Source organism: Hyphomicrobium denitrificans ATCC 51888, from assembly GCF_000143145.1.
Classification (GTDB): domain Bacteria; phylum Pseudomonadota; class Alphaproteobacteria; order Rhizobiales; family Hyphomicrobiaceae; genus Hyphomicrobium_B; species Hyphomicrobium_B denitrificans.
The window spans coordinates 1,970,625-1,990,615 of the sequence record NC_014313.1 but is presented as its reverse complement, the minus strand read 5'-3'; the positions used below and the strand labels follow the sequence as shown (position 1 = coordinate 1,990,615).

The 19,991-nt window shown below is 61.4% G+C and carries 21 protein-coding genes; 20 read left to right on the top strand and 1 reads right to left on the bottom strand.

What is annotated here, in order from left to right; all coding sequences use genetic code 11:
* Positions 1-27: 27 nt before the first annotated feature.
* Complete coding sequence (locus tag HDEN_RS09595) at positions 28-2,202, bottom strand: CHASE2 domain-containing protein (protein WP_013215910.1); 2,175 nt, start codon at positions 2,200-2,202, stop codon at positions 28-30.
* 298 nt (positions 2,203-2,500) lie between these two features.
* On the opposite strand from HDEN_RS09595, the gene HDEN_RS09590 reads away from it, so the two are divergent.
* The 20 genes from HDEN_RS09590 to HDEN_RS09495 all read left to right on the top strand — a co-directional run bounded on the left by HDEN_RS09590 (position 2,501) and on the right by HDEN_RS09495 (position 19,989).
* Positions 2,501-2,866 carry a hypothetical protein gene (locus HDEN_RS09590; RefSeq protein WP_013215909.1) on the top strand — a complete coding sequence of 122 codons (366 nt, stop codon included), beginning with the start codon at positions 2,501-2,503 and terminating at the stop codon, positions 2,864-2,866.
* Between the two features lie 173 nt (positions 2,867-3,039).
* Positions 3,040-3,300, top strand: a complete 261-nt coding sequence (locus HDEN_RS09585; protein WP_013215908.1) for a hypothetical protein — start codon at positions 3,040-3,042, stop codon at positions 3,298-3,300.
* A 332-nt stretch (positions 3,301-3,632) separates the two neighbouring features.
* A complete protein-coding gene (locus HDEN_RS09580; protein WP_013215907.1) occupies positions 3,633-3,896 on the top strand; it encodes a hypothetical protein in 264 nt (87 codons plus the stop codon).
* Positions 3,897-4,351: 455 nt separating this feature from the next.
* A complete protein-coding gene (locus HDEN_RS09575) occupies positions 4,352-4,717 on the top strand; it encodes an NADH-quinone oxidoreductase subunit A (RefSeq protein ID WP_013215906.1) in 366 nt (121 codons plus the stop codon).
* Positions 4,708-5,304, top strand: coding sequence for a NuoB/complex I 20 kDa subunit family protein (locus HDEN_RS09570; RefSeq protein WP_013215905.1), 597 nt, complete (start codon positions 4,708-4,710; stop codon positions 5,302-5,304). Before HDEN_RS09575 ends, HDEN_RS09570 begins: the two co-directional genes overlap by 10 nt.
* A 21-nt stretch (positions 5,305-5,325) precedes the next feature.
* Positions 5,326-5,745 carry a hypothetical protein gene (locus HDEN_RS09565; RefSeq protein ID WP_013215904.1) on the top strand — a complete coding sequence of 140 codons (420 nt, stop codon included), beginning with the start codon at positions 5,326-5,328 and terminating at the stop codon, positions 5,743-5,745.
* A 15-nt stretch (positions 5,746-5,760) separates the two neighbouring features.
* On the top strand, positions 5,761-6,360 hold the full coding sequence (locus HDEN_RS09560) for an NADH-quinone oxidoreductase subunit C (protein ID WP_013215903.1): 600 nt from the start codon (positions 5,761-5,763) through the stop codon (positions 6,358-6,360).
* A 56-nt stretch (positions 6,361-6,416) separates the two neighbouring features.
* Positions 6,417-6,716 (top strand): hypothetical protein, encoded by a 300-nt coding sequence (locus tag HDEN_RS09555; protein WP_013215902.1) that lies wholly within the window; start codon positions 6,417-6,419, stop codon positions 6,714-6,716.
* Between the two features lie 11 nt (positions 6,717-6,727).
* Positions 6,728-7,177 (top strand): thioesterase family protein, encoded by a 450-nt coding sequence (locus HDEN_RS09550; protein ID WP_013215901.1) that lies wholly within the window; start codon positions 6,728-6,730, stop codon positions 7,175-7,177.
* A 2-nt stretch (positions 7,178-7,179) separates the two neighbouring features.
* Positions 7,180-8,370, top strand: a complete 1,191-nt coding sequence (locus tag HDEN_RS09545) for an NADH-quinone oxidoreductase subunit D (protein WP_013215900.1) — start codon at positions 7,180-7,182, stop codon at positions 8,368-8,370.
* A 230-nt stretch (positions 8,371-8,600) separates the two neighbouring features.
* Positions 8,601-9,083: a hypothetical protein gene (locus tag HDEN_RS09540; RefSeq protein ID WP_013215899.1), complete on the top strand. Its 483-nt coding sequence runs from the start codon at positions 8,601-8,603 to the stop codon at positions 9,081-9,083.
* Positions 9,084-9,334: 251 nt separating this feature from the next.
* Entirely contained in the window at positions 9,335-10,501 is a 1,167-nt protein-coding gene (gene nuoE, locus HDEN_RS09535; protein WP_013215898.1) for an NADH-quinone oxidoreductase subunit NuoE, read from the top strand.
* Between the two features lie 5 nt (positions 10,502-10,506).
* Positions 10,507-11,793 (top strand): NADH-quinone oxidoreductase subunit NuoF, encoded by a 1,287-nt coding sequence (gene nuoF / locus HDEN_RS09530; protein ID WP_013215897.1) that lies wholly within the window; start codon positions 10,507-10,509, stop codon positions 11,791-11,793.
* 18 nt (positions 11,794-11,811) lie between these two features.
* Complete coding sequence (gene nuoG, locus HDEN_RS09525; protein WP_013215896.1) at positions 11,812-13,905, top strand: NADH-quinone oxidoreductase subunit NuoG; 2,094 nt, start codon at positions 11,812-11,814, stop codon at positions 13,903-13,905.
* Positions 13,906-13,934: 29 nt separating this feature from the next.
* A complete protein-coding gene (gene nuoH, locus HDEN_RS09520; protein ID WP_425337345.1) occupies positions 13,935-14,981 on the top strand; it encodes an NADH-quinone oxidoreductase subunit NuoH in 1,047 nt (348 codons plus the stop codon).
* Positions 14,978-15,466: an NADH-quinone oxidoreductase subunit NuoI gene (nuoI, locus tag HDEN_RS09515; RefSeq protein ID WP_013215894.1), complete on the top strand. Its 489-nt coding sequence runs from the start codon at positions 14,978-14,980 to the stop codon at positions 15,464-15,466. The genes nuoH and nuoI overlap by 4 nt, the downstream gene beginning before the upstream one ends.
* A 38-nt stretch (positions 15,467-15,504) precedes the next feature.
* Positions 15,505-16,155, top strand: a complete 651-nt coding sequence (locus tag HDEN_RS09510) for an NADH-quinone oxidoreductase subunit J (RefSeq protein WP_013215893.1) — start codon at positions 15,505-15,507, stop codon at positions 16,153-16,155.
* Positions 16,152-16,460, top strand: coding sequence for an NADH-quinone oxidoreductase subunit NuoK (nuoK, locus tag HDEN_RS09505; RefSeq protein ID WP_013215892.1), 309 nt, complete (start codon positions 16,152-16,154; stop codon positions 16,458-16,460). The genes HDEN_RS09510 and nuoK overlap by 4 nt, the downstream gene beginning before the upstream one ends.
* Positions 16,461-16,546: 86 nt before the next feature.
* Positions 16,547-18,505 carry an NADH-quinone oxidoreductase subunit L gene (gene nuoL, locus HDEN_RS09500; protein ID WP_013215891.1) on the top strand — a complete coding sequence of 653 codons (1,959 nt, stop codon included), beginning with the start codon at positions 16,547-16,549 and terminating at the stop codon, positions 18,503-18,505.
* Positions 18,502-19,989, top strand: a complete 1,488-nt coding sequence (locus tag HDEN_RS09495; protein WP_013215890.1) for an NADH-quinone oxidoreductase subunit M — start codon at positions 18,502-18,504, stop codon at positions 19,987-19,989. Before nuoL ends, HDEN_RS09495 begins: the two co-directional genes overlap by 4 nt.
* Positions 19,990-19,991: the final 2 nt, after the last annotated feature.

The window sequence follows — 19,991 nt, the reverse complement described above, 5'->3', positions numbered from 1 at the left end:
CGCTCGCGCGTGACACCCCGCGCAGCGTCAGGGCTGGACGAACTGGCTTAGGCCCCGGCTGTAGTAACCCGCGATGGATGACGGGCAAAGCTTGCGGCATTTGACGAGCGCCGCTTCGCGCTCGCCGGTGTCCGACGACGCAACAAGCAAAGTCGTATGCGCCGCCTTGAGTTCGGAAAATTCTGACGACGCCGCAAAGGTCTCGTCGCCGATCAGCGCGAAGATCCGCTCGGGACGATCCTTGCCGCGCGGCATCACGGTGCCGAGTTCCAGAAATGCGAAGCTGGGCACATCGGCGGCCGTTCGCTCGCCGACGACGATATCCACGCCGAACGTCTTCGTCGCTTCCTCGAAGCGTGCGGCGACGTTCACGGCATCGCCCAGAACGGAATAGTCGAAGCGCTGAGGCGAGCCGACGTTGCCGACGACGCACGCGCCGGTATTCAATCCTATGCCGAGCCGCACCGGCACGGCGGTTTCGCCACGCAGCGCGCTCTCTTCCGAAAGTTTGGCGTTGAAGCGCGCAACATCGTCCAGCATTGCGAGCGCCGCGCGGCACGCGTTTCGTGCGTGCTCTTCATCCTGCAACGGAGCGTTCCAGAACGCCATCACGGCGTCGCCCATGAACTTGTCGATGGTGCCGCGATGATCGAGGATGGTGTCGGCGAGCGGCGTGAACAGGCGGTTGACGAAGCGAACCAGCTCGTCCGGCTGCAGTCCTTCCGATAGTTTCGAAAAGCCACGGACGTCGGCGAACAGCAGTGTGACGTCGCGCTCGTCGCCGCCGAGTTTCAACCTGTCGGGATGCCGGGCGATTTCGGAGACGACGGACGGCGAAATATAATGCCCGAATGCCGAGCGGATCTGCGCACGTTCGATTTCCGATTGAACGTAGCTGGTCAGCGACGTTCCGAGATAGAGGAACGCGATCGCCAATCCGGGATACACCGGATCGAACAGCAGGCCCGCGCGAGAAAACGCAAGCCAGGATAGAGCGACAATGCCCGCAATCGCCAGGCCGCCGACGATGGCCGCGATCAGCGCGCCGCTGCGCGCGATCATCCACGCGACCAGCGCGCCGAACAGCACGATGAATGTGATCTCGAGCCCGGTCGCGTAGGCTGGCCGGATCAGATGCTCGCCGGAAAGCATCTGCTCCAAAGCCTGCGCCTCGATTTCGACGCCAGGGATCGAAGACGCAAGAGGCGTCGCTCGAAGATCGAGCAAGCCCGTTGCCGTCGCGCCGATGAAGATATGACGCGCCTTGATCGCCTCGGGATCGAAGCTGCCGTCGAGGATGTTGCTCGCCGAGATCGTGCGCTGTGGATCGTGCGGCGAGAATTTGAGCCACAGCTCGCCGCGGTCCGTTGTCGGCAGAATTGTTTGCCCGACGCGAACGGACTCGATGCCGGTTTGACTACCGAAGGCTTCGACGTCGCTGCCGCCCGACGACTTCACGAAAATCGTCGACTGTCCGGTGCCGACGCGAAGCGCTTCCAGCGCTTGCGAAGGGTAGAGCTTGCCGCCGATCGCGACGAGCAGAGGAATGCGCCGGACGATCTGATCCTCGGACGGCACCCAGTTGACGGCGCCGACGCCACGCGCCGCCTGCGCCAGTATCGGCAGATTTTCGACGCCGCCGGGATAGGCGTGGACGAACATCATCGGATTGTCGCCCGCGAACGAGATGCCGCCGCGATAGGCAGCGACGCTGCGATTGGACTGCGCCTCGCCCGCCACGCCGAGCACGACCGGAGCGGATGCAATGGCATTCGCGAGTTGTTGGTCATTCGAAGGAAGCCGTGAAATCTCCGACACGATGGCCGCGCTGACCGCTTGCCCATCCAGCGATCGCAACAGCGCATCGGGCGACAGCCGATCCGGCTCTGCCAGCACGACGTCGAACGTGATCGATTTGGCGCCGGCCCGATGCAGACGCGATGTCAGTTCCGCGAGAACCGATCGCGGCCACGGCCATTGGCCTGCGCGCGCCAACGAGGCTTCGTCGATCGCTATGATGCGCACCGGAAACGACGGATCGGCGGCGCGTGGGGCGGCGCGCAGATAAGTATCGAAAACGGATAGCCTCAATTGCGAAATCGGCTGCGGATCGGCGACGCGCAACGCAACGCAGGCTGCGAGAATTGCGAACGCAACGAGCGCATGCAGGGGTATGCGAAATAGTGCCGGATACCGGGACATGAGCGAAGACCTGATACTATGATCTGCGATCGCTTCATAAGGAATCGTGAGCGATAATCGCACGGTGAAGGCGAAAACTTATAGGCGAATGTTGTCCGGTTCCGCATGCCTTGCGCGTTGAAGGATTAATTTGCGGCGCGTGTCGCCGAACGGCTCTCGCCCGATGGCAGGCAATGCAATCGCGACGGTCGCCGCCGTTTATTTGCTCTCCCCTTAAATCCGCCGGGAGCCCGCTAACAGGCAGCCACAATTCATTGGTTAGTCCGCGCACCAACGAAGGCAACCGAGGATCTTAAAAATGCGTCTTGCATCCATTGGCCTGGCTACGGCTGCTGTTCTCGTCTCGACGATGGCCGCGGACTCTCAGACCGTCCGCTTCAACGATGGCAATTTCTCATTCCGCTTCGGCGGCAGCGATCGGCGCGGCGAGGTCGAAGGCAAGCGCGCGAGCTGCGAAGTTTATGCGCGCATCGCTCAAGTGCAGGCCGACGCGAACAATAGATTCCGTTGCGGCTATCGCGGTCCGCGTTGGGATTCGGATTTGAGACCGCATTTCCAGTGGTGCCGTTGGGCTCCGCGCCGGGCGCTCGCGGAAGAGCAGCGCGGACGTGCCGAACAGCTTCAGGATTGTTTCAATCGCCTCGGCGATTTCGACGGCCGCTGAATTCGAACGGCGGGGATACTGCGCAGCCTCGCGCGGTATTCCCACTGATCGAGTGTGCTGAATTCCTGAATAAACGCTCATCTATCATACGAAGAAGTATAGCGCGCGGCCATCGGAAGCGCGGCTTTCGCGCGTTGTTGGAAGCACCTGAGTTCGACAACCGGGAGCTTCCTATGACATCGATGAAACAGCTTGCAGCAGTTGCGTTTGCGGCGTTGGCCGTCGTCGGTTTTTCCGCTTCGGCCGAGGCCTATCACGGTCGCGGATACGGACACTGGCATGGATACGGCCACGGCCATTATGGCGGCGGATACGGTCACCGGCGTCACTGGGGATATGGATGGGGCTATCCCGCGTGGGGCGTCTATCCGGCCTGGGGCTACGATTACCGGCATTGCTATTGGCGTTATGGCCGCCGCGTCTGCTGGTACTGAGCGATGAAGATCGGCGGCGTTAACGTCTGCGATAGTTTGACACTGATATAAGAGCGTTCCGCTCCGTCCCCCATGAGCGGCACGCGCGCAAAGCATCCCCTGAATTTGCTGCGTTACGGGCGTCGGCTTTCCCCCAAGCTGACGCCCTTTATTTTGTCACCGGGGCACGCGCACACATCGACGATGAGGAAAAAGGCTCTGCAACTTGAGTGAGTGCAAGCTTACCAAACAGTATATTCTTTAAACGTAGATATTCATCAACCTGACAGGAATCCTCACCTAGAAGTGCCGCGCGTCGCGAGTGACGCCAACGCACCATTAGGAGCCTTATTATGAAGACCACTTTGACTGTCGCACTTGCTGCCGCTGCTATGATGCTCGGAGCCGGCGTTGCCAGCGCGCATGACAAGACCGCCAAGGGCGTTCATCATCATCATGCCCATCACGCTGCGCACCACAAGCACGCTTCCAAGCATGCTTCCAAGCATGCTTCCAAGCACGCCGAGAAGCATGCAGCGAAGAAGGCGCACAAGCACGCCGCGAAGCACGGCCACAAGCACGTCGTGTCGAAGAAGGCCGTCAAGAAGGCCGGTTGATTTTCGGCGAGGTGTGGAGGCCGCTCCTTCACACCTCGTGTCCGGCCGGTACCCGCCTGCCGATTCGTTAGACCCACGACCCCGACGCCGGGGGTGTTCGGCGACCCGCGCTAGAATAAGCGCAATTGCTTCAATTCATAAAAAATATCGATGTTTTCACTGCGGCGCGGTCTACGCTGCCGGCCGTCGGGCCGCTGCGAATAAAACCATCAGTCTGCAGGCAACCTGCAACCCTATGGGTCGTTGAAACAGACCGGCCTCCACGCGAGGCGGTGCGGCAGGTCGGCACCAGCAACCGCATCGGTCAAACGGTTCCTTTTTAGCTCATAGACATATAGTCCCAGCCGTTTGAAGCACTCGCGAGTTGCACCCCATTAGGTCCTGGGCTAACACCGGGCGTGCGCGGCGGCATCGTGCGCCTTTGCAGGCTCCGTGCCCTATGTGGACGAGATGCGATGGTCGATCTGACTTCTCACTACCTGCCAATTGCGATTTTCATCGGCGTTGCGCTGTTGATTGGCGCAGCCCTGATGGTGGCGCCGTTTCTGGTTGCGTACCGCAATCCGGACCCCGAAAAGGTGTCTGCTTACGAATGCGGCTTCAACGCCTTCGATGATGCGCGCATGAAATTCGACGTGAGGTTCTACCTCGTGTCGATCCTGTTCATCGTCTTCGATCTCGAAATTGCGTTCCTGTTTCCGTGGGCGGTGGCGTTCAAGGACATCGGCGTATTCGGGTTCTGGTCGATGATGGCGTTCCTCGGCGTGCTGACGGTCGGCTTCATCTACGAGTGGAAGAAGGGCGCGCTCGAATGGGAGTGATACGCACCAACGACGGACAGATCATCTTCGACCGCGCCTTGGATAAGGCGCGCGAAGGCGTCTCGGGCGCGGCAACCTCGATCATTCGTCCCGACGACCAGTTCTTCACCGGAATCTCCAACGAGTTGGCCGACAAGGGCTTTCTCGTGACGACAGTCGATGACCTCATCAACTGGGCGCGCACCGGCTCGCTGATGTGGATGACGTTCGGTCTCGCCTGCTGCGCCGTCGAGATGATGCAGGCCTCGATGCCGCGTTACGATCTCGAACGCTTCGGCTTTGCGCCCCGCGCTTCGCCGCGCCAGTCCGACGTGATGATCGTCGCCGGCACGCTGACCAACAAGATGGCTCCGGCGTTGCGCAAGGTCTACGACCAGATGCCGGAACCGCGTTACGTGATTTCGATGGGAAGCTGCGCCAACGGCGGCGGCTACTATCATTATTCCTATGCCGTCGTGCGCGGTTGCGATCGCGTCGTCCCGGTCGATGTTTACGTCCCGGGTTGCCCGCCGACGGCTGAGGCGCTGGTCTATGGAATTCTGCTGCTACAACGCAAAATACGCCGGACGGGAACGATCGAGAGATAGGCAACTCGGAAAGGCCGTGTCGTGAACCGCCGCCTGATAACTGCAGCTGCAGGCACCCTTTCGGTTTTCGTTGCGGCCGTTGCGCTATCGCAGCCGTCACTCGCCGCTGAGTCCGGTCCGAATCTTGTGGGCACGTGGTCCGGCCACACGGATTCGATCGGCGATATCTATGGTCTCCGGACGCGCGAGCGCACCGTCCATATCACGGAGCAGACCGACCGGAGGTTTCGCGGCTATTTCGTCTACGAAGGCGGCCGCCGCGATTTCTTCGGGATCGTCTTTCCCGATAACACGTCGTTCGCGTGGACCTCGACCGCCGCGAAATCCGTGACGGAAGGCCGAATTCTCGGCGACGGTCACATCGCGGCCTGTTACATCGAAGCCGGAACGGAAGCGACGGCTGGCTGTTCCGACCTCACGCGCGTTGATAAAAAGCCCTAAGCGGATGCTGTTCTGATGGAAATCGCAAACCTTATCACTCACGTCGGCACGCTCTTCGGAGCCGACATCCTCGCCAGCAGCACGGCCTTCGACGAGGCATCGATTTCCGTGCCCCGCGACCGGATCGTCGAGGTGCTGACGAAACTGCGCGACGATCCCAAGTGCCAGTTCGAGGTTCTGATCGATATCTGCGGCGTCGACTATCCCGAGCGCGCCGAACGCTTCGAGGTCGTCTATCATCTGCTTTCGCCGCGCCTCAATCAGCGGCTGCGCATCAAGATCTCGACCGACGAGACGACTGCGGTGCAGAGCGTGAACGACGTCTTCCCCGCCGCCAACTGGTATGAGCGCGAAGCTTACGATCTCTATGGCATCCGCTTCATCGGACATCCCGATCTCAGACGCATCCTGACGGACTACGGTTTTCAGGGACATCCGCTGCGCAAGGATTTCCCGCTCACCGGTTACGTCGAGGTTCGCTACGACGACGAAAAGAAGCGCGTCGTGTACGAGCCGGTCAAGCTCACGCAGGAATTCCGCGATTTCGATTTCGAAAGCCCGTGGGAAGGTCCGAACTACATCATTCCGGGTGACGAAAAAGCACAGCGTTCATGACGGCTGCCGGGCGTCGGCCCGGTTCCGGTTCCATCACCTGCACCGTGGGCATTTGAATGGATTTTGAAACGAATGTAGCCATTTCGGCCGGGTTGATGGTCGCTGCATTCGTTCTCGACTGGCCGCGCGCAATCGTGGGTGTGGCGTTCGGCGTTCTGGGCCGGTTTCTGCCTTATGCGACGATCGTCGTTCCGCTCGGCGTCGTCCTCATCTCGATCGGCGGCGAGTTCGTTTACCCGCTGCTCGGGCGCACCGAATCGCCGAGCCTGTCGTCATTCGCGATCGGTTTATTTTCGGTCGCAGCAACAGCTTCTAACCTCTATATAACGATCCGAAATCTGAAAGACAGACTGTGAGGGCCGACGCAGTGAAACCTTCGCTTCAGGCTGGAGCGCGCACTGAGTTTTCGTTTCGTGTGCCGGCAACGAAAACGGTGCCGTATCTTTATCCGGAGGCTCGGGAGTTCCAGCTCATGCCGACGGTCTTCGCGACCGGCTTCATGGTCGGGCTGATGGAATGGACCTGCCTGCACATCCTCGAGGAGCATCTCGATCAAGGCGAAGGCTCGCTCGGTGTGCATATTAACGTGTCGCACGTCGCGGCGACCGTTCCAGGGCAAACGGTCACGGTCGAGGCCGAGTGCACGAAAGTCGCGGGGCGTCGCATCTTTTTCCACGTTAAAGCCCACGACGGGATTGACCTGATTGGCGAGGGCGAGCATGAGCGCGTGGTCGTCGATTGGGAAAAGTTCGAGCAGCGCGTAAACGGTAAGGCGAAGCTCGCGCGTCTCTCTCCAATTACGCGGGGAACTGGTTGAAAATGGCCGAAACGGAAATCCGCAACTTCAACATCAATTTCGGACCGCAGCATCCGGCCGCGCACGGCGTGTTGCGCCTGGTGCTGGAACTTGACGGCGAAGTCGTCGAGCGGGTCGATCCGCACATCGGCCTGTTGCATCGTGGGACCGAGAAGCTCATCGAGCACAAGACCTACATGCAGGCGATCGGCTATTTCGATCGTCTCGATTACGTCGCGCCGATGAATCAGGAGCATGCGTTCTGCCTCGCGGCCGAGCGGCTGCTGGGCATCACCGTCCCGCGCCGCGGTCAGCTGATCCGCGTGCTCTTCTCCGAAATCGGCCGCATCCTTTCGCATCTCCTGAACGTCACGACGCAGGCGATGGACGTCGGCGCCCTGACCCCGCCGCTCTGGGGCTTCGAGGAACGCGAGAAGCTGATGGTGTTCTATGAGCGCGCATCCGGCGCGCGCATGCACGCCAAGTATTTCCGCATCGGCGGCGTGCACCAGGATCTGCCGGAAAAGCTGATCGACGACATTTATGCCTTCTGCGATCCGTTCCTGAAAGTCGTCGACGACATCGACGTGCTCCTGACCGAGAACCGCATCTTCAAGCAGCGCAACGTCGATATCGGCGTCGTCTCGCTGGATGAGGCCTTTGCCTGGGGCTTCTCGGGCGTCATGGTCCGCGGCTCAGGCGCGGCCTGGGACCTCCGCAAGTCGCAGCCCTACGAATGCTATAGCGAACTCGATTTCGATATTCCGATCGGCAAGAACGGCGACTGCTACGACAGATATCTGATCCGCATGCAGGAAATGCGGGAATCGACCAAGCTGATGAAGCAGTGCTGCGAGCTGCTGAAGTCGCCGGGCGGCCAGGGGCCGCACTCGGCCGAGAACAAGAAAGTCGTGCCGCCGAAGCGTGGAGAGATGAAGCGCTCGATGGAAGCGCTGATCCATCACTTCAAGCTCTACACGGAAGGTTTTCACGTCCCCGCCGGCGACGTCTATGCGGCCGTCGAAGCGCCGAAGGGCGAGTTCGGCGTCTATCTCGTGGCGGATGGCTCCAACAAGCCCTATCGCTGCAAGATCCGCGCACCGGGCTTCCCGCACCTCGCGGCTATGGACTTCCTGAACCGCGGGCACATGCTGGCGGACGTCTCGGCCATCATCGGGTCGCTCGACATCGTGTTCGGAGAGATCGACCGCTGACGGCGGGCGCCGCGCGGCTGTCTGCTATGACCGCCGGGAATGGCTGATCCGTTTCGCGCGTCACATCACGCTTTAGCCCGGCCGCATGCCTGCCACTCCGGCTGCCTACGCGGCGGAGGCGCTGTCGCGCGGCTGTCATCCGGGAGCGACGTGGACTAGCATCCGCCTCAAACCCCTGGCAAAACAACGCCTCGCGGTTTCGCAGTCCAAGTAATCCCGAGGTGATGCGTATGATTTATGGTGCAAGCCCAGTCATCGACAATCTGTTCCTGCTGGCGGTCGTCGCGCTGGGATGGGGCTTAAGCCTTTCTACTTATCGCCTTTTTGCCCGTTCGCGGGGCTGGCCGATGGGCGCGCTGCAGGCCGACGCGCCGTTCATTCCCGTGCTGATAGGACTGGCCGGACTGTTTGCCGGACTGATCTTCGCCGCCGCGCGCGGCTCCGATGATGGCGGCTGGGTCATCATCGCCCTCGGCCTGCTGTTCGCGGTGTTGTGGACCGGGTTCCTGCGCGTCGCCTCGCAGCTCTCGCTGATCCTTGCGCCGATTGCGACGTTTCTATTGCTGCTCGGCTGGCTGGCGGTGCCGCTCGGTTTTTCAGAGCGTCGATGGGCGACGGAACGACCATCTGAAACGCTTCAGCGGCGCGGAATTTTGAAACCCGATTCGTCGGTCGCCGTGCCCAATCCGCCGGCATCAGACGGGACCCCTTGATCCTCATCAAACAGTCATAGATCGGGGAACCATTAGTCGCACCTGCTTGCTGTTTATCTCGGTCGCTTCATGCTTTCGCCGCATCTGCAAATCCTTGCCTAGTCGCGTTCTTCCGCGTACTGGACCGTGTTGACGCTCGAAGGGTAATGTCGATTTGCAAGAGTCGGCATTGGCGTGGCGGGGCAAGGTCGTTCGTCTGACCTGACCACGTACTATTCGGCGCCGCGACCCTTGGTTTTCAGGAGCCGTTGATGGCTGTTCGCCGAGTGAATCCGGATCAACCCGCTGAGTTCGCTTTTTCAGCGGAGAACCTTGCGTGGGCGCAAGAGACAATCGCGAAATATCCTTCGGGCAAGCAGGCATCCGCCATTATCCCGTTGTTGTGGCGCGCTCAGGAACAGTCGGGCGGATGGTTGCCTGAGCCCGCGATCCGCGCCGTCTGCGATCTTCTCGGAATGGCCCATATCCGAGGCATGGAAGTCGCGACGTTCTACACGATGTTTCAGTTGTCGCCGGTCGGAACGAAAGCGCATGTGCAGGTCTGTGGTACGACGCCGTGCATGCTGCGCGGATCGCGCGATCTGATTTCGGTCTGCCAGCATCGCATTCACGAACATCCGCACACGCCCAATAGCGACGGCACGCTGTCGTGGGAAGAAGTCGAGTGCATCGGCGTCTGCGCCAACGCGCCGGTCGTTCAGATCGGCAAGGACACCTACGAAGATCTGACGGCGGAGCAATTCGAAAAAGTGCTCGACGGCTTCATCGCCGGCAAGCCGCTGAAGCCGGGTTCGCAGACGGGACGCACCGCATCCTGTCCCGCCGGTGGTCCGACGAGCCTGACGGATCAATCGCTGTACGATGGTTCGACGATCGACGCCTGGAGAAAGCGCTTCGAAGAAACGTCTGAGGCGACCGATCATGCCCAGGAAGCGACATCGCCGTCCTCTCCTGCCGGATCATCATCAGCAGCGGCGGCGCCTGCAGTTCATCCCGCAGCGCTGGCTGCGATCGCGAACGCAGGCCTCGTCAAGGAACTCGAGGCGCGCGGTGGCGGCAAGGCGATGTCGGCCGGCGAACTCGATAAGATCAAGGCAGATATGCTGCGCGATCGTGTGATCGCAGCCGCACAGGCCGCTCAAGACCCGGAATTGTTGAGTGAGCCGCGCGGCGGCAAAGGCGACGACCTCTCGCTGATTTGGGGCGTTGCGGATAAGATGGCCGAAAAGCTGAATTCGATCGGCGTCTGGCACTTCGATCAGATCGCTAAATGGACGCCCGCAAACGTCGCCTGGTTCGAAAGCCGCCTCGACGGGTTCAAGAGTCGCGTGACGCGAGAGAAATGGATCGAGCAGGCACAAAAGCTTGCGTCGGGTTGGCGACCGGATTCGAAAGCCGGTGAAAGGCCGAAGGACTAGCTCGCATGCTTCATGACCGCGATCGCATCTTTCGAAATCTTTATGGCTTCCATGACGCGCGCCTCAAGGGCGCGATCAGCCGTGGCGCCTGGGACGGCACGAAGTTCTTCATCGACAAGGGTCACGACTACATCATCGACGAGGTGAAGAAGTCGGGCCTGCGCGGACGCGGCGGCGCTGGCTTTCCGACGGGCCTCAAGTGGTCGTTCATGCCGAAGGCGGATCATCGCCCGAGCTATCTCGTCATCAACGCCGACGAGTCGGAGCCGGGGTCCTGCAAGGACCGCGAGATCATGCGGCACGATCCGCATCTTCTGATCGAGGGAGCGCTGCTCGCAGCCTTCGCGATGCGCGCCCACACGAGCTACATCTACGTGCGCGGCGAATACATCCGCGAGCGCGAGGCGCTGCAGCGCGCCATCGACGAAGCCTATGCGGCGAAGCTGATCGGCAAGAATAACGTCCACGGCTGGGACTTCGATCTCTACGTTCATCACGGCGCCGGCGCCTACATTTGCGGCGAAGAAACCGCGATGCTCGAAAGCATCGAAGGCAAGAAGGGCCAGCCGCGTCTGAAGCCGCCGTTCCCCGCCAACGTCGGTCTTTACGGCGCACCGACCACGATCAACAACGTCGAGAGTATCGCCGTCACCGGCGAAATTCTGCGCCGTGGCGCGAACTGGTTCGCAGCGCTCGGCCTGCCGAACAACACCGGCACCAAGCTGTTCCAGATTTCCGGTCACGTCGAGCGGCCGTGCACCGTCGAAGAAGAGATGGGCATTCCGCTCAAGGAACTGATCGACAAGCACTGCGGCGGCATTCGCGGCGGCTGGGACAACCTGCTGGCGGTCATTCCCGGCGGATCGTCCGTGCGTTGCATCACTGCCGAGCAGGCGATGAACGTGACGATGGATTTCGACGCGCTCGGCAAGCTCGGCTCCGGCCTCGGCACCGCGGCGATCATCGTCATGGACAAGTCGACGGACATCATCGGAGCCATCCGGCGCATCGCGTACTTCTATAAGCACGAGAGCTGCGGCCAGTGCACGCCGTGCCGCGAAGGCACCGGCTGGATGTGGCGTGTGCTCGAGCGCATGGAGCGCGGGCAGGCGGAAAAGCGCGAGATCGATCTTCTCTTTGACGTCACGAAGCAGATTGAAGGCCACACGATTTGTGCGCTGGGCGATGCGGCGGCTTGGCCGGTGCAGGGACTGATCAAGAATTTCCGTCCCGTCATCGAAGAGCGCATCGACCAGTATCAGGCGAAGCACGCGCGCGTGGCGGCGGAGTAGGGCGGCGGACAACGAGCAATGCCAAAGCAACTGATAGTCGACGGCAAGGCAATCGAGGTCGAAGACGGCACGACGCTGATGCACGCCTGCGAGATCGCCGGCGCCGTCATCCCGCGCTTCTGTTATCACGAGCGCCTGTCGATCGCCGGCAACTGCCGCATGTGCCTTGTCGAGGTGCAGGGCTCGCCGAAGCCGATCGCATCCTGCGCGATGCTGGTCAACGATCTGCCGCCGAACAAGGACGGCTCTCCGAAGATCATCAGCACCACGTCGCCGCTGGTCAAGAAAGCGCGCGAAGGCGTGATGGAATTCCTGCTCATCAATCATCCGCTCGACTGCCCGATCTGCGATCAGGGCGGCGAGTGCGATCTGCAGGATCAGGCGATGGCGTTTGGCATGGGCGGTTCGCGCTACCATGAGAACAAGCGCGCCGTCGAAGAGAAACATATCGGTCCGCTGATCAAGACGATGATGACGCGCTGCATTCACTGCACGCGCTGCGTCCGTTACATGACCGAAGTCGCGGGCGTCGAAGAGCTTGGCCTCATCGGACGTGGCGAAGACGCCGAGATCACGACCTATCTCGAACGCGGCATCATGTCGGAGATGAGCGCCAACGCCGTCGATCTCTGCCCCGTCGGCGCGCTGACGCATCGGCCGTGGGCGTTTTCCGCGCGTCCGTGGGAAATGGAATCGACTGAGACGATCGACGCGATGGACGCCGTCGGCTCGGCAATTCGCGTCGACACGCGCGGCGGTGCCGTCATGCGCATCCTGCCGCGCAACAACGACGCCGTGAACGAGGAATGGATTTCGGACAAGACGCGCCACGTCGCGGATGGCTTGAAAATCCAGCGGCTCGACCAGCCGTACATCCGCAAGGGCGGGCGGCTCCAGCCTGCGAGCTGGGATGAAGCCCTCGCCCTCGTCGCCGACAAGCTCAAGGCGGCTTCGCCCGACAAGACCGGTGCGATCGCGGGTGACCTCGCGGCTGCGGAAGAAATGTTCGCGCTGAAGGATCTGCTGACGCGCTTCGGTGCCACCTCGATCGATTGCCGCCAGGCCGGAGACAAGCTCGATCCGAAGCTCGGCCGCGCCAGCTACGTTTTCAATTCCTCGATCGAAGGCATCGAACACGCCGACGCGATCCTGATCGTGGGCTCCAATCCGCGCCTCGAAGCGCCGGTGCTCAATGCGCGCATCCGCAAGCGCTGGCGGACGGCGTCGACAAAGATCGCGCTCATCGGCGCCAAGGCCGATCTCACATACCCATATGAATATCTGGGCGCTGGCCCCGACACGTTGGCCGACGTCGCGAGCGGCAAGCACGCTTTCGCGGACGTTCTGAAATCGGCCGAGCGCCCGATGCTGATCGTCGGGCAGGGCGCGTTCGCGCGCGCCGACGGACTCGCCGTGCTTTCGCTGGCGGCGCGCATCGTCACCGCCGTGTCGGCCGGCAAGGACGCGGCATGGAACGGCTTCAACGTTCTTCACACGGCCGCGGGCCGCGTCGCCGGTCTCGATGTCGGCTTCGTGCCCGGCAAGGGCGGCAAGGACGTCGCCGGCATCCTCGGCGGCGGCATGGACTTCGTCTATCTGCTCGGGGCCGACGAAAGCGATCTGTCGAAACTTGGAACCGCCTTCGTGGTTTACCAGGGTAGTCACGGCGATCGCGGCGCGGAGCGCGCTGACGTCATCCTTCCGGGCGCCGCCTACACCGAAAAAGGCGCGACCTACGTCAACACGGAAGGCCGCGTCCAGCAGACGACCAAGGCGGCGTTCTCGCCGGGAAGCGCCAAGGAAGATTGGACCATCCTGCGCGCGCTGTCCGCGCGTGCGGGCAAGACACTGCCTTACGACACATTGAAAGACCTGCGCGCCGCCATGTACAAAGCCGCGCCGCAGCTTGCCGAGATCGACGCGGTCGAAACCCGCGCGGTGTCGGGCCTTGAAACGCTCGCAAAGCTTTCCGGGCAGCCGACGGCGACGGCCTTCGCATCGGCGATTGAAGATTTCTATCTAACCAACGCGGTCGCGCGGGCTTCGGCTGTCATGGCCGGAATGAGTGCGCTTCGAAGCGCCCGCGACCAGAGGCTCAGCGCGGCGGAATAGGAACGATGCTCGAGACCCTGCAAACATTCATGACCGACTACGGCTGGAACCTGCTGATCCTCCTCGTGGGATCGCTGGCCGTGCTTGTCGGACTTTTGGTCATCATCGCTTTTCTGCTGCTGTTCGACCGCAAGGTCTGGGCCGCCGTGCAGATGCGCCGCGGTCCGAACGTCGTCGGGCCGTTCGGCTTGTTCCAGTCGTTCGCCGACCTTTTGAAATTCGTCTTCAAGGAGCCGGTGATCCCGGCAGGCGCCGATAAGGCCGTCTTCCTGCTCGCGCCGCTCGCGACCGCGATGTTTGCGCTGTCGGCGTGGGCCGTCATCCCGCTCGACCAGAACATCTGGGGCAAGTGGGTGATCTCCGACATGAACGTCGGAATTCTCTATCTGCTCGCGATTTCCTCGCTCGGCGTCTACGGCATCATCATGGGCGGCTGGGCGTCGAACTCGAAATATCCGTTCATGGGCAGCCTCCGGTCTGCAGCGCAGATGGTGTCCTATGAAGTCTCGATCGGATTCGTCATCATTTGCGTGTTGCTGTGCGTCGGCTCGCTCAACATGACCGATATCGTCAACGCGCAGCGCGCCGGTCTTGGAACGCGCGCCGGCCTGACCAACTCGTTCCTCGATTGGTACTGGCTGCCGCTGTTCCCGATGTTCGTCGTGTTCTTCATCTCGGCGCTCGCCGAAACGAACCGCACGCCGTTCGACTTGGTCGAAGCGGAATCGGAACTCGTCGCGGGCTTCATGGTCGAATATTCATCGACCCCGTATCTGCTCTACATGCTGGGCGAGTACGTCGCGATCGTCACGATGTGCGCGCTGACGACGATCCTGTTCCTCGGAGGCTGGCTGCCGCCGCTCGACGTCTGGCCGCTGAACGCGATCCCGGGCTTCTTCTGGTTCCTCGCCAAGGTCGTCTTCGTCTTTTTCATGTTCGCGATGATGAAGGCGCTGTTGCCGCGCTATCGCTACGACCAGCTGATGCGCCTCGGCTGGAAGGTGTTTCTGCCGCTGTCACTGCTCATGGTCGTGGTCACGGCCGCAGTGCTCAGGTTCGGAGGATTTTTGTCATGAGCGTTGCTCGCGCTGCAAAGTCGCTGTTCCTGACGGAAATCGTCGTGGCGTTCGTGCTGACGCTCCGCTATTTCTTCGCGCCGAAGAAAACGCTGAACTATCCGTACGAAAAAGGCCCGCTTTCGCCGCGCTTCCGTGGCGAGCACGCGCTTCGTCGCTATCCCAATGGCGAAGAGCGCTGCATCGCCTGCAAGCTTTGCGAAGCGATCTGCCCCGCGCAGGCGATCACCATCGAGGCCGGACCGCGCCGCAACGATGGCACCCGCCGCACCACGCGTTACGACATCGACATGACGAAATGCATCTATTGCGGGCTGTGCCAGGAGGCTTGCCCCGTGGACGCCATCGTCGAGGGACCGAATTTCGAGTTCGCGACGGAAACGCGCGAAGAGCTTTTCTACGATAAGGAGCGGTTGCTTTCGAACGGCGATCGCTGGGAACGTGAGATCGCGAAGAACATCGCGCTCGACGCGAAGTATCGCTAAATCGCCCATCCGACGGGATAACAGGAAGAACGAGAACGATGGCGGAGGCAGGTTTCTTCTATCTCTTTGCGGTGTTGGCGGTAGCGTCCGGCGCGATGGTCATCCTCGCCAGAAATCCCGTGCACGCGGTGCTGTTTCTCGTCCTGGCGTTCTTCAACGCCGCCGGACTTTTCCTGCTGCTCGGCGCTGAATTCCTCGCGATGCTCCTCGTCATCGTCTACGTCGGGGCCGTGTCGGTGATCTTCCTGTTCGTCGTCATGATGCTCGACGTCGACTTTGCCGAGCTGAAAGCGGGCTTCATCAAGAACGCCAAGATCGGCGCCATCGTCGGCGGCGTTGTGCTCGCCGAGCTCGTCGCTCTCTTCAGCTTCCGCGGATTCAGCATCGCGCCAACCGTCAATGTCGCGGCGCCGATGCCGGCTGCGGGATCGACACTCACCAACACCGCGGCGCTCGGACAGATCCTTTATACGAAGTACGTCTATCTGTTTCAGGCGTCCGGCATGATCCTGCTGGTCGCGATGATCGGCGCCATCGTGCTGACCTTGAAGCACCGCACCAACGTCAAGCGCCAGTCGATCGCAGCCCAGGTATCGCGCGATCCGGCCAAGACGCTCGAAGTCGTGAAAGTTCCAACCGGCGGATCGGTCGTCCCCGCCGCGAGCAAGCGCGCGGAGGCTGTGGAATGACCATCGGACTCGGACATTATCTGACGGTCGCCGCCTGCCTGTTCACGCTCGGCGTCTTCGGCATCTTCATTAACCGCAAGAACGTGATCGTCATCCTGATGTCGATCGAGCTGATCCTGCTCGCCGTGAACATCAATCTGGTCGCGTTCTCGCATTTCAACGCCGATCTCGTCGGCCAGGTGTTCGCGCTGTTCGTGCTGACGGTTGCCGCCGCCGAATCCGCGATCGGCCTCGCAATCATCGTCGTCTACTACCGCAATCGGGGTTCGATCGCGGTCGAAGACGTCAACATGATGAAGGGGTGAGACGTGATCGGGTTCTGGCAACGACACGTGTCGTACGCTCTCGCCACGAACGAGGGGCATGACGGGAATAGGGGGATTGTTTCCGCATGATCTACGCGACGATTGTTCTGCTGCCGCTTGCCGGCGCGCTTATCGCTGGCCTCTTCGGTCGCATCATCGGAGACCGTCCGAGCGAAGTCATCACGACGGCGCTGCTGATTATTGCGGCGGCGCTCTCATGGGTCACGTTCGTTCAGGTCGCGCTCGGACATGAGACGCACACCGTCACGCTGTTCCGCTGGATCACGTCGGGCGAACTCGACACCTCCTGGGCGCTGAAGATCGACACGCTGACGGCGGTCATGCTCGTTGTCGTGACGACCGTGTCCTCGCTCGTGCACCTCTATTCCATCGGCTACATGCACGAGGACGACTCGCGCCCGCGCTTCTTCGCGTATCTGTCGCTGTTCACGTTCGCGATGTTGACGCTGGTGACGAGCAACAACCTCGTCCAGATGTTCTTCGGATGGGAAGGCGTCGGCCTCGCATCGTATCTGCTCATCGGCTTCTGGTATAAAAAGCCGTCGGCCAATGCGGCTGCCATCAAGGCGTTCGTCGTCAACCGCGTCGGCGACTTCGGCTTCGCGCTCGGCATCTTTGGGCTGTTCTTCGTCTTCAATACGGTCAATCTCGACGCGCTGTTCGCCGCCGTGCCGACCGCCGTCGGCAAGACCTTCGTCTTCGCCGGATACGAACTCGACATCCTGACGACGCTCTCGCTGCTGCTCTTCATGGGTGCGATGGGTAAGTCGGCGCAGTTCCTGCTGCACACCTGGCTTCCGGACGCGATGGAAGGTCCGACGCCTGTCTCGGCGCTGATCCATGCCGCGACGATGGTCACCGCCGGCGTGTTCATGGTCGCGCGGCTGTCGCCGATTTTCGAACTGGCGCCCGAGGCGCTGAAATTCGTGACGCTGATCGGCGCCATTACGGCGTTCTTCGCGGCGACCGTCGGCCTCGTCCAGAACGACATCAAGCGCGTCGTCGCCTATTCGACGTGCTCGCAGCTTGGCTACATGTTTGTCGCCTGCGGGATCGGCGCTTACGGCGTCGCGATCTTCCACCTCTTTACGCACGCGTTCTTCAAGGCGCTTCTGTTCCTCGGCTCGGGCTCGGTCATCCACGCCATGCATCACGAGCAGGACATGCGGATGATGGGCGGGCTGCGCAAGAAGATCCCGTGGACGTTCGCGGCCATGCTGATCGGCACGCTGGCGATCACCGGCGTCGGCATCCCGCATCTGACGGGTTTCGCTGGCTTCTATTCCAAGGACGCGATCATCGAAGGAGCGTATGCGGCTCAGACGCCGAATAACTACGCCTTCTGGCTTCTCGTCGTTGGCGCGCTGATGACGTCGTTCTACTCGTGGCGTCTCATCTTCATGACGTTCTATGGAAAGACCCGCGCCGATCATCATACCTACGATCACGCGCACGAGAGCCCGTGGACGATGATGCTGCCGCTCGCCGTGTTGTCGGCCGGCGCGATCTTCGCCGGCGTCGTGTTCTCCGGCTACTTCATCGGACATCACGAGAATGAGTTCTGGGGCGCGGCGCTCTTCCGTTCCGAGACGAACCACATTCTGCACGAAATGCATGATGTGCCTGGATGGGTGCCTTACTCGTCGCTCATCGCAATGCTCGTCGGCTTCGGCATTGCCTGGGTCTATTACATCGGCGCGCCCTGGCTGCCCGCCGCGACGGCACGGGCATTCAAGCCGCTGTATCTCTTCCTGCTCAACAAGTGGTACTTCGACGAGCTGTACAATCTGATCTTCGTGCGCCCGGCGTTCGCGATCGGACGCCTGCTCTGGAAGGGCGGCGACGGCGCGATCATCGATGGCGCGATCGACGGGACGGCGGCCGGTGTCGGACGCGTCACCGAAAGGGTCGTCCGCCTACAGACCGGATACCTCTACCACTATGCTTTCGCGATGCTGCTGGGAGTGGCGGCGCTCATGACCTGGCTCACCTACAACGGGCTTTTCGCCGGGGTGTTTAAATGAACAACATCCTTTCGGTTATCACCTTCCTGCCGCTCGTCGGCGCGCTTCTGATCGCCGTGCAGAATGCGGAAGCGAAGCAGAACGCCCGCTGGATCGCGCTCTGGACGACATTGGTCACGTTCGCCGTTTCGCTGCTGATCTGGTGGAACTTCGACACAACCCAGTCGGGCTTCCAGTTCGTCGAGGAACACGCCTGGCTCGGATCGCTGAAGTACAAGCTCGGCGTCGACGGCATCTCGATGCTGTTCATCATCCTGACGACGTTCCTGATGCCGCTCTGCATCCTCGCGAGCTGGGTGTCGGTCGAGAACCGCGTCAAGGAATACATGATCGCGTTCCTCGTGCTCGAAACGCTGATGCTCGGCGTGTTCTCGGCGCTCGATCTCGTGCTGTTCTACCTGTTCTTCGAGGGCGGCCTCATCCCGATGTTCATCATCATCGGCGTCTGGGGCGGCAAGCGGCGCGTCTACGCCAGCTTCAAGTTCTTCCTCTACACGCTGCTCGGCTCTGTGCTGATGCTGCTCGCGATGATGGCGATGTACTGGCACGCGGGAACGACGGACATTCCGACGCTTCTGCAGACCAAGTTCCCGCCTGACATGCAGTGGTGGCTGTGGATCGCCTTCTTCGCCTCGTTCGCGGTGAAGATGCCGATGTGGCCGGTGCACACCTGGCTTCCCGACGCGCACGTCGAAGCGCCGACGGCAGGCTCCGTCATTCTCGCCGGCATTCTCTTGAAAATGGGTGGCTACGGCTTCCTGCGCTTCTCGCTGCCGATGTTCCCGAATGCCTCGGCCGATCTCGCGCCGCTGGTCTTCTCGCTGTCGATCATCGCGATCATCTACACGTCGCTGGTGGCGCTCGTGCAGGAGGACATGAAGAAGCTGATCGCCTATTCGTCCGTTGCCCACATGGGCTACGTGACGATGGGCATTTTCACTGGCTCGCAGCAGGGCATCGACGGCGCGATCTTCCAGATGCTGTCGCACGGCCTCGTGTCGTCCGCGCTGTTCCTGTGTGTCGGTGTCATTTACGACCGGATGCACACGCGCGAAATTTCTGCCTACGGCGGACTAGTCGAGCGAATGCCGAAATACGCTGTGGCGTTCATGATTTTCACGATGGCCAACGTCGGACTGCCCGGCACCAGCGGCTTCATCGGCGAATTCCTGACGCTGATGGCGGCCTTCAAATCCAACACCTGGGTTGCGATCCTGGCGACGACCGGCATCATCCTGTCGGCGGCGTACGCGCTCTATCTCTATCGGCGCGTAGTTTTCGGCGTGCTCGAGAAAGCCAATCTCCGGAGCATTCTCGATCTCTCGCCGCGGGAGATCGCGATCCTAGCGCCGCTGATATTGCTGACGATCTATTACGGATTCTATCCCGCGCCCGTGCTCGATGTGACGGCGGCGTCGGTCAAGAATCTCGTCCAGAACTATCAGGATGCCCAGAACACGGCCGCCGCTCTCCTGGCGCCATGAGG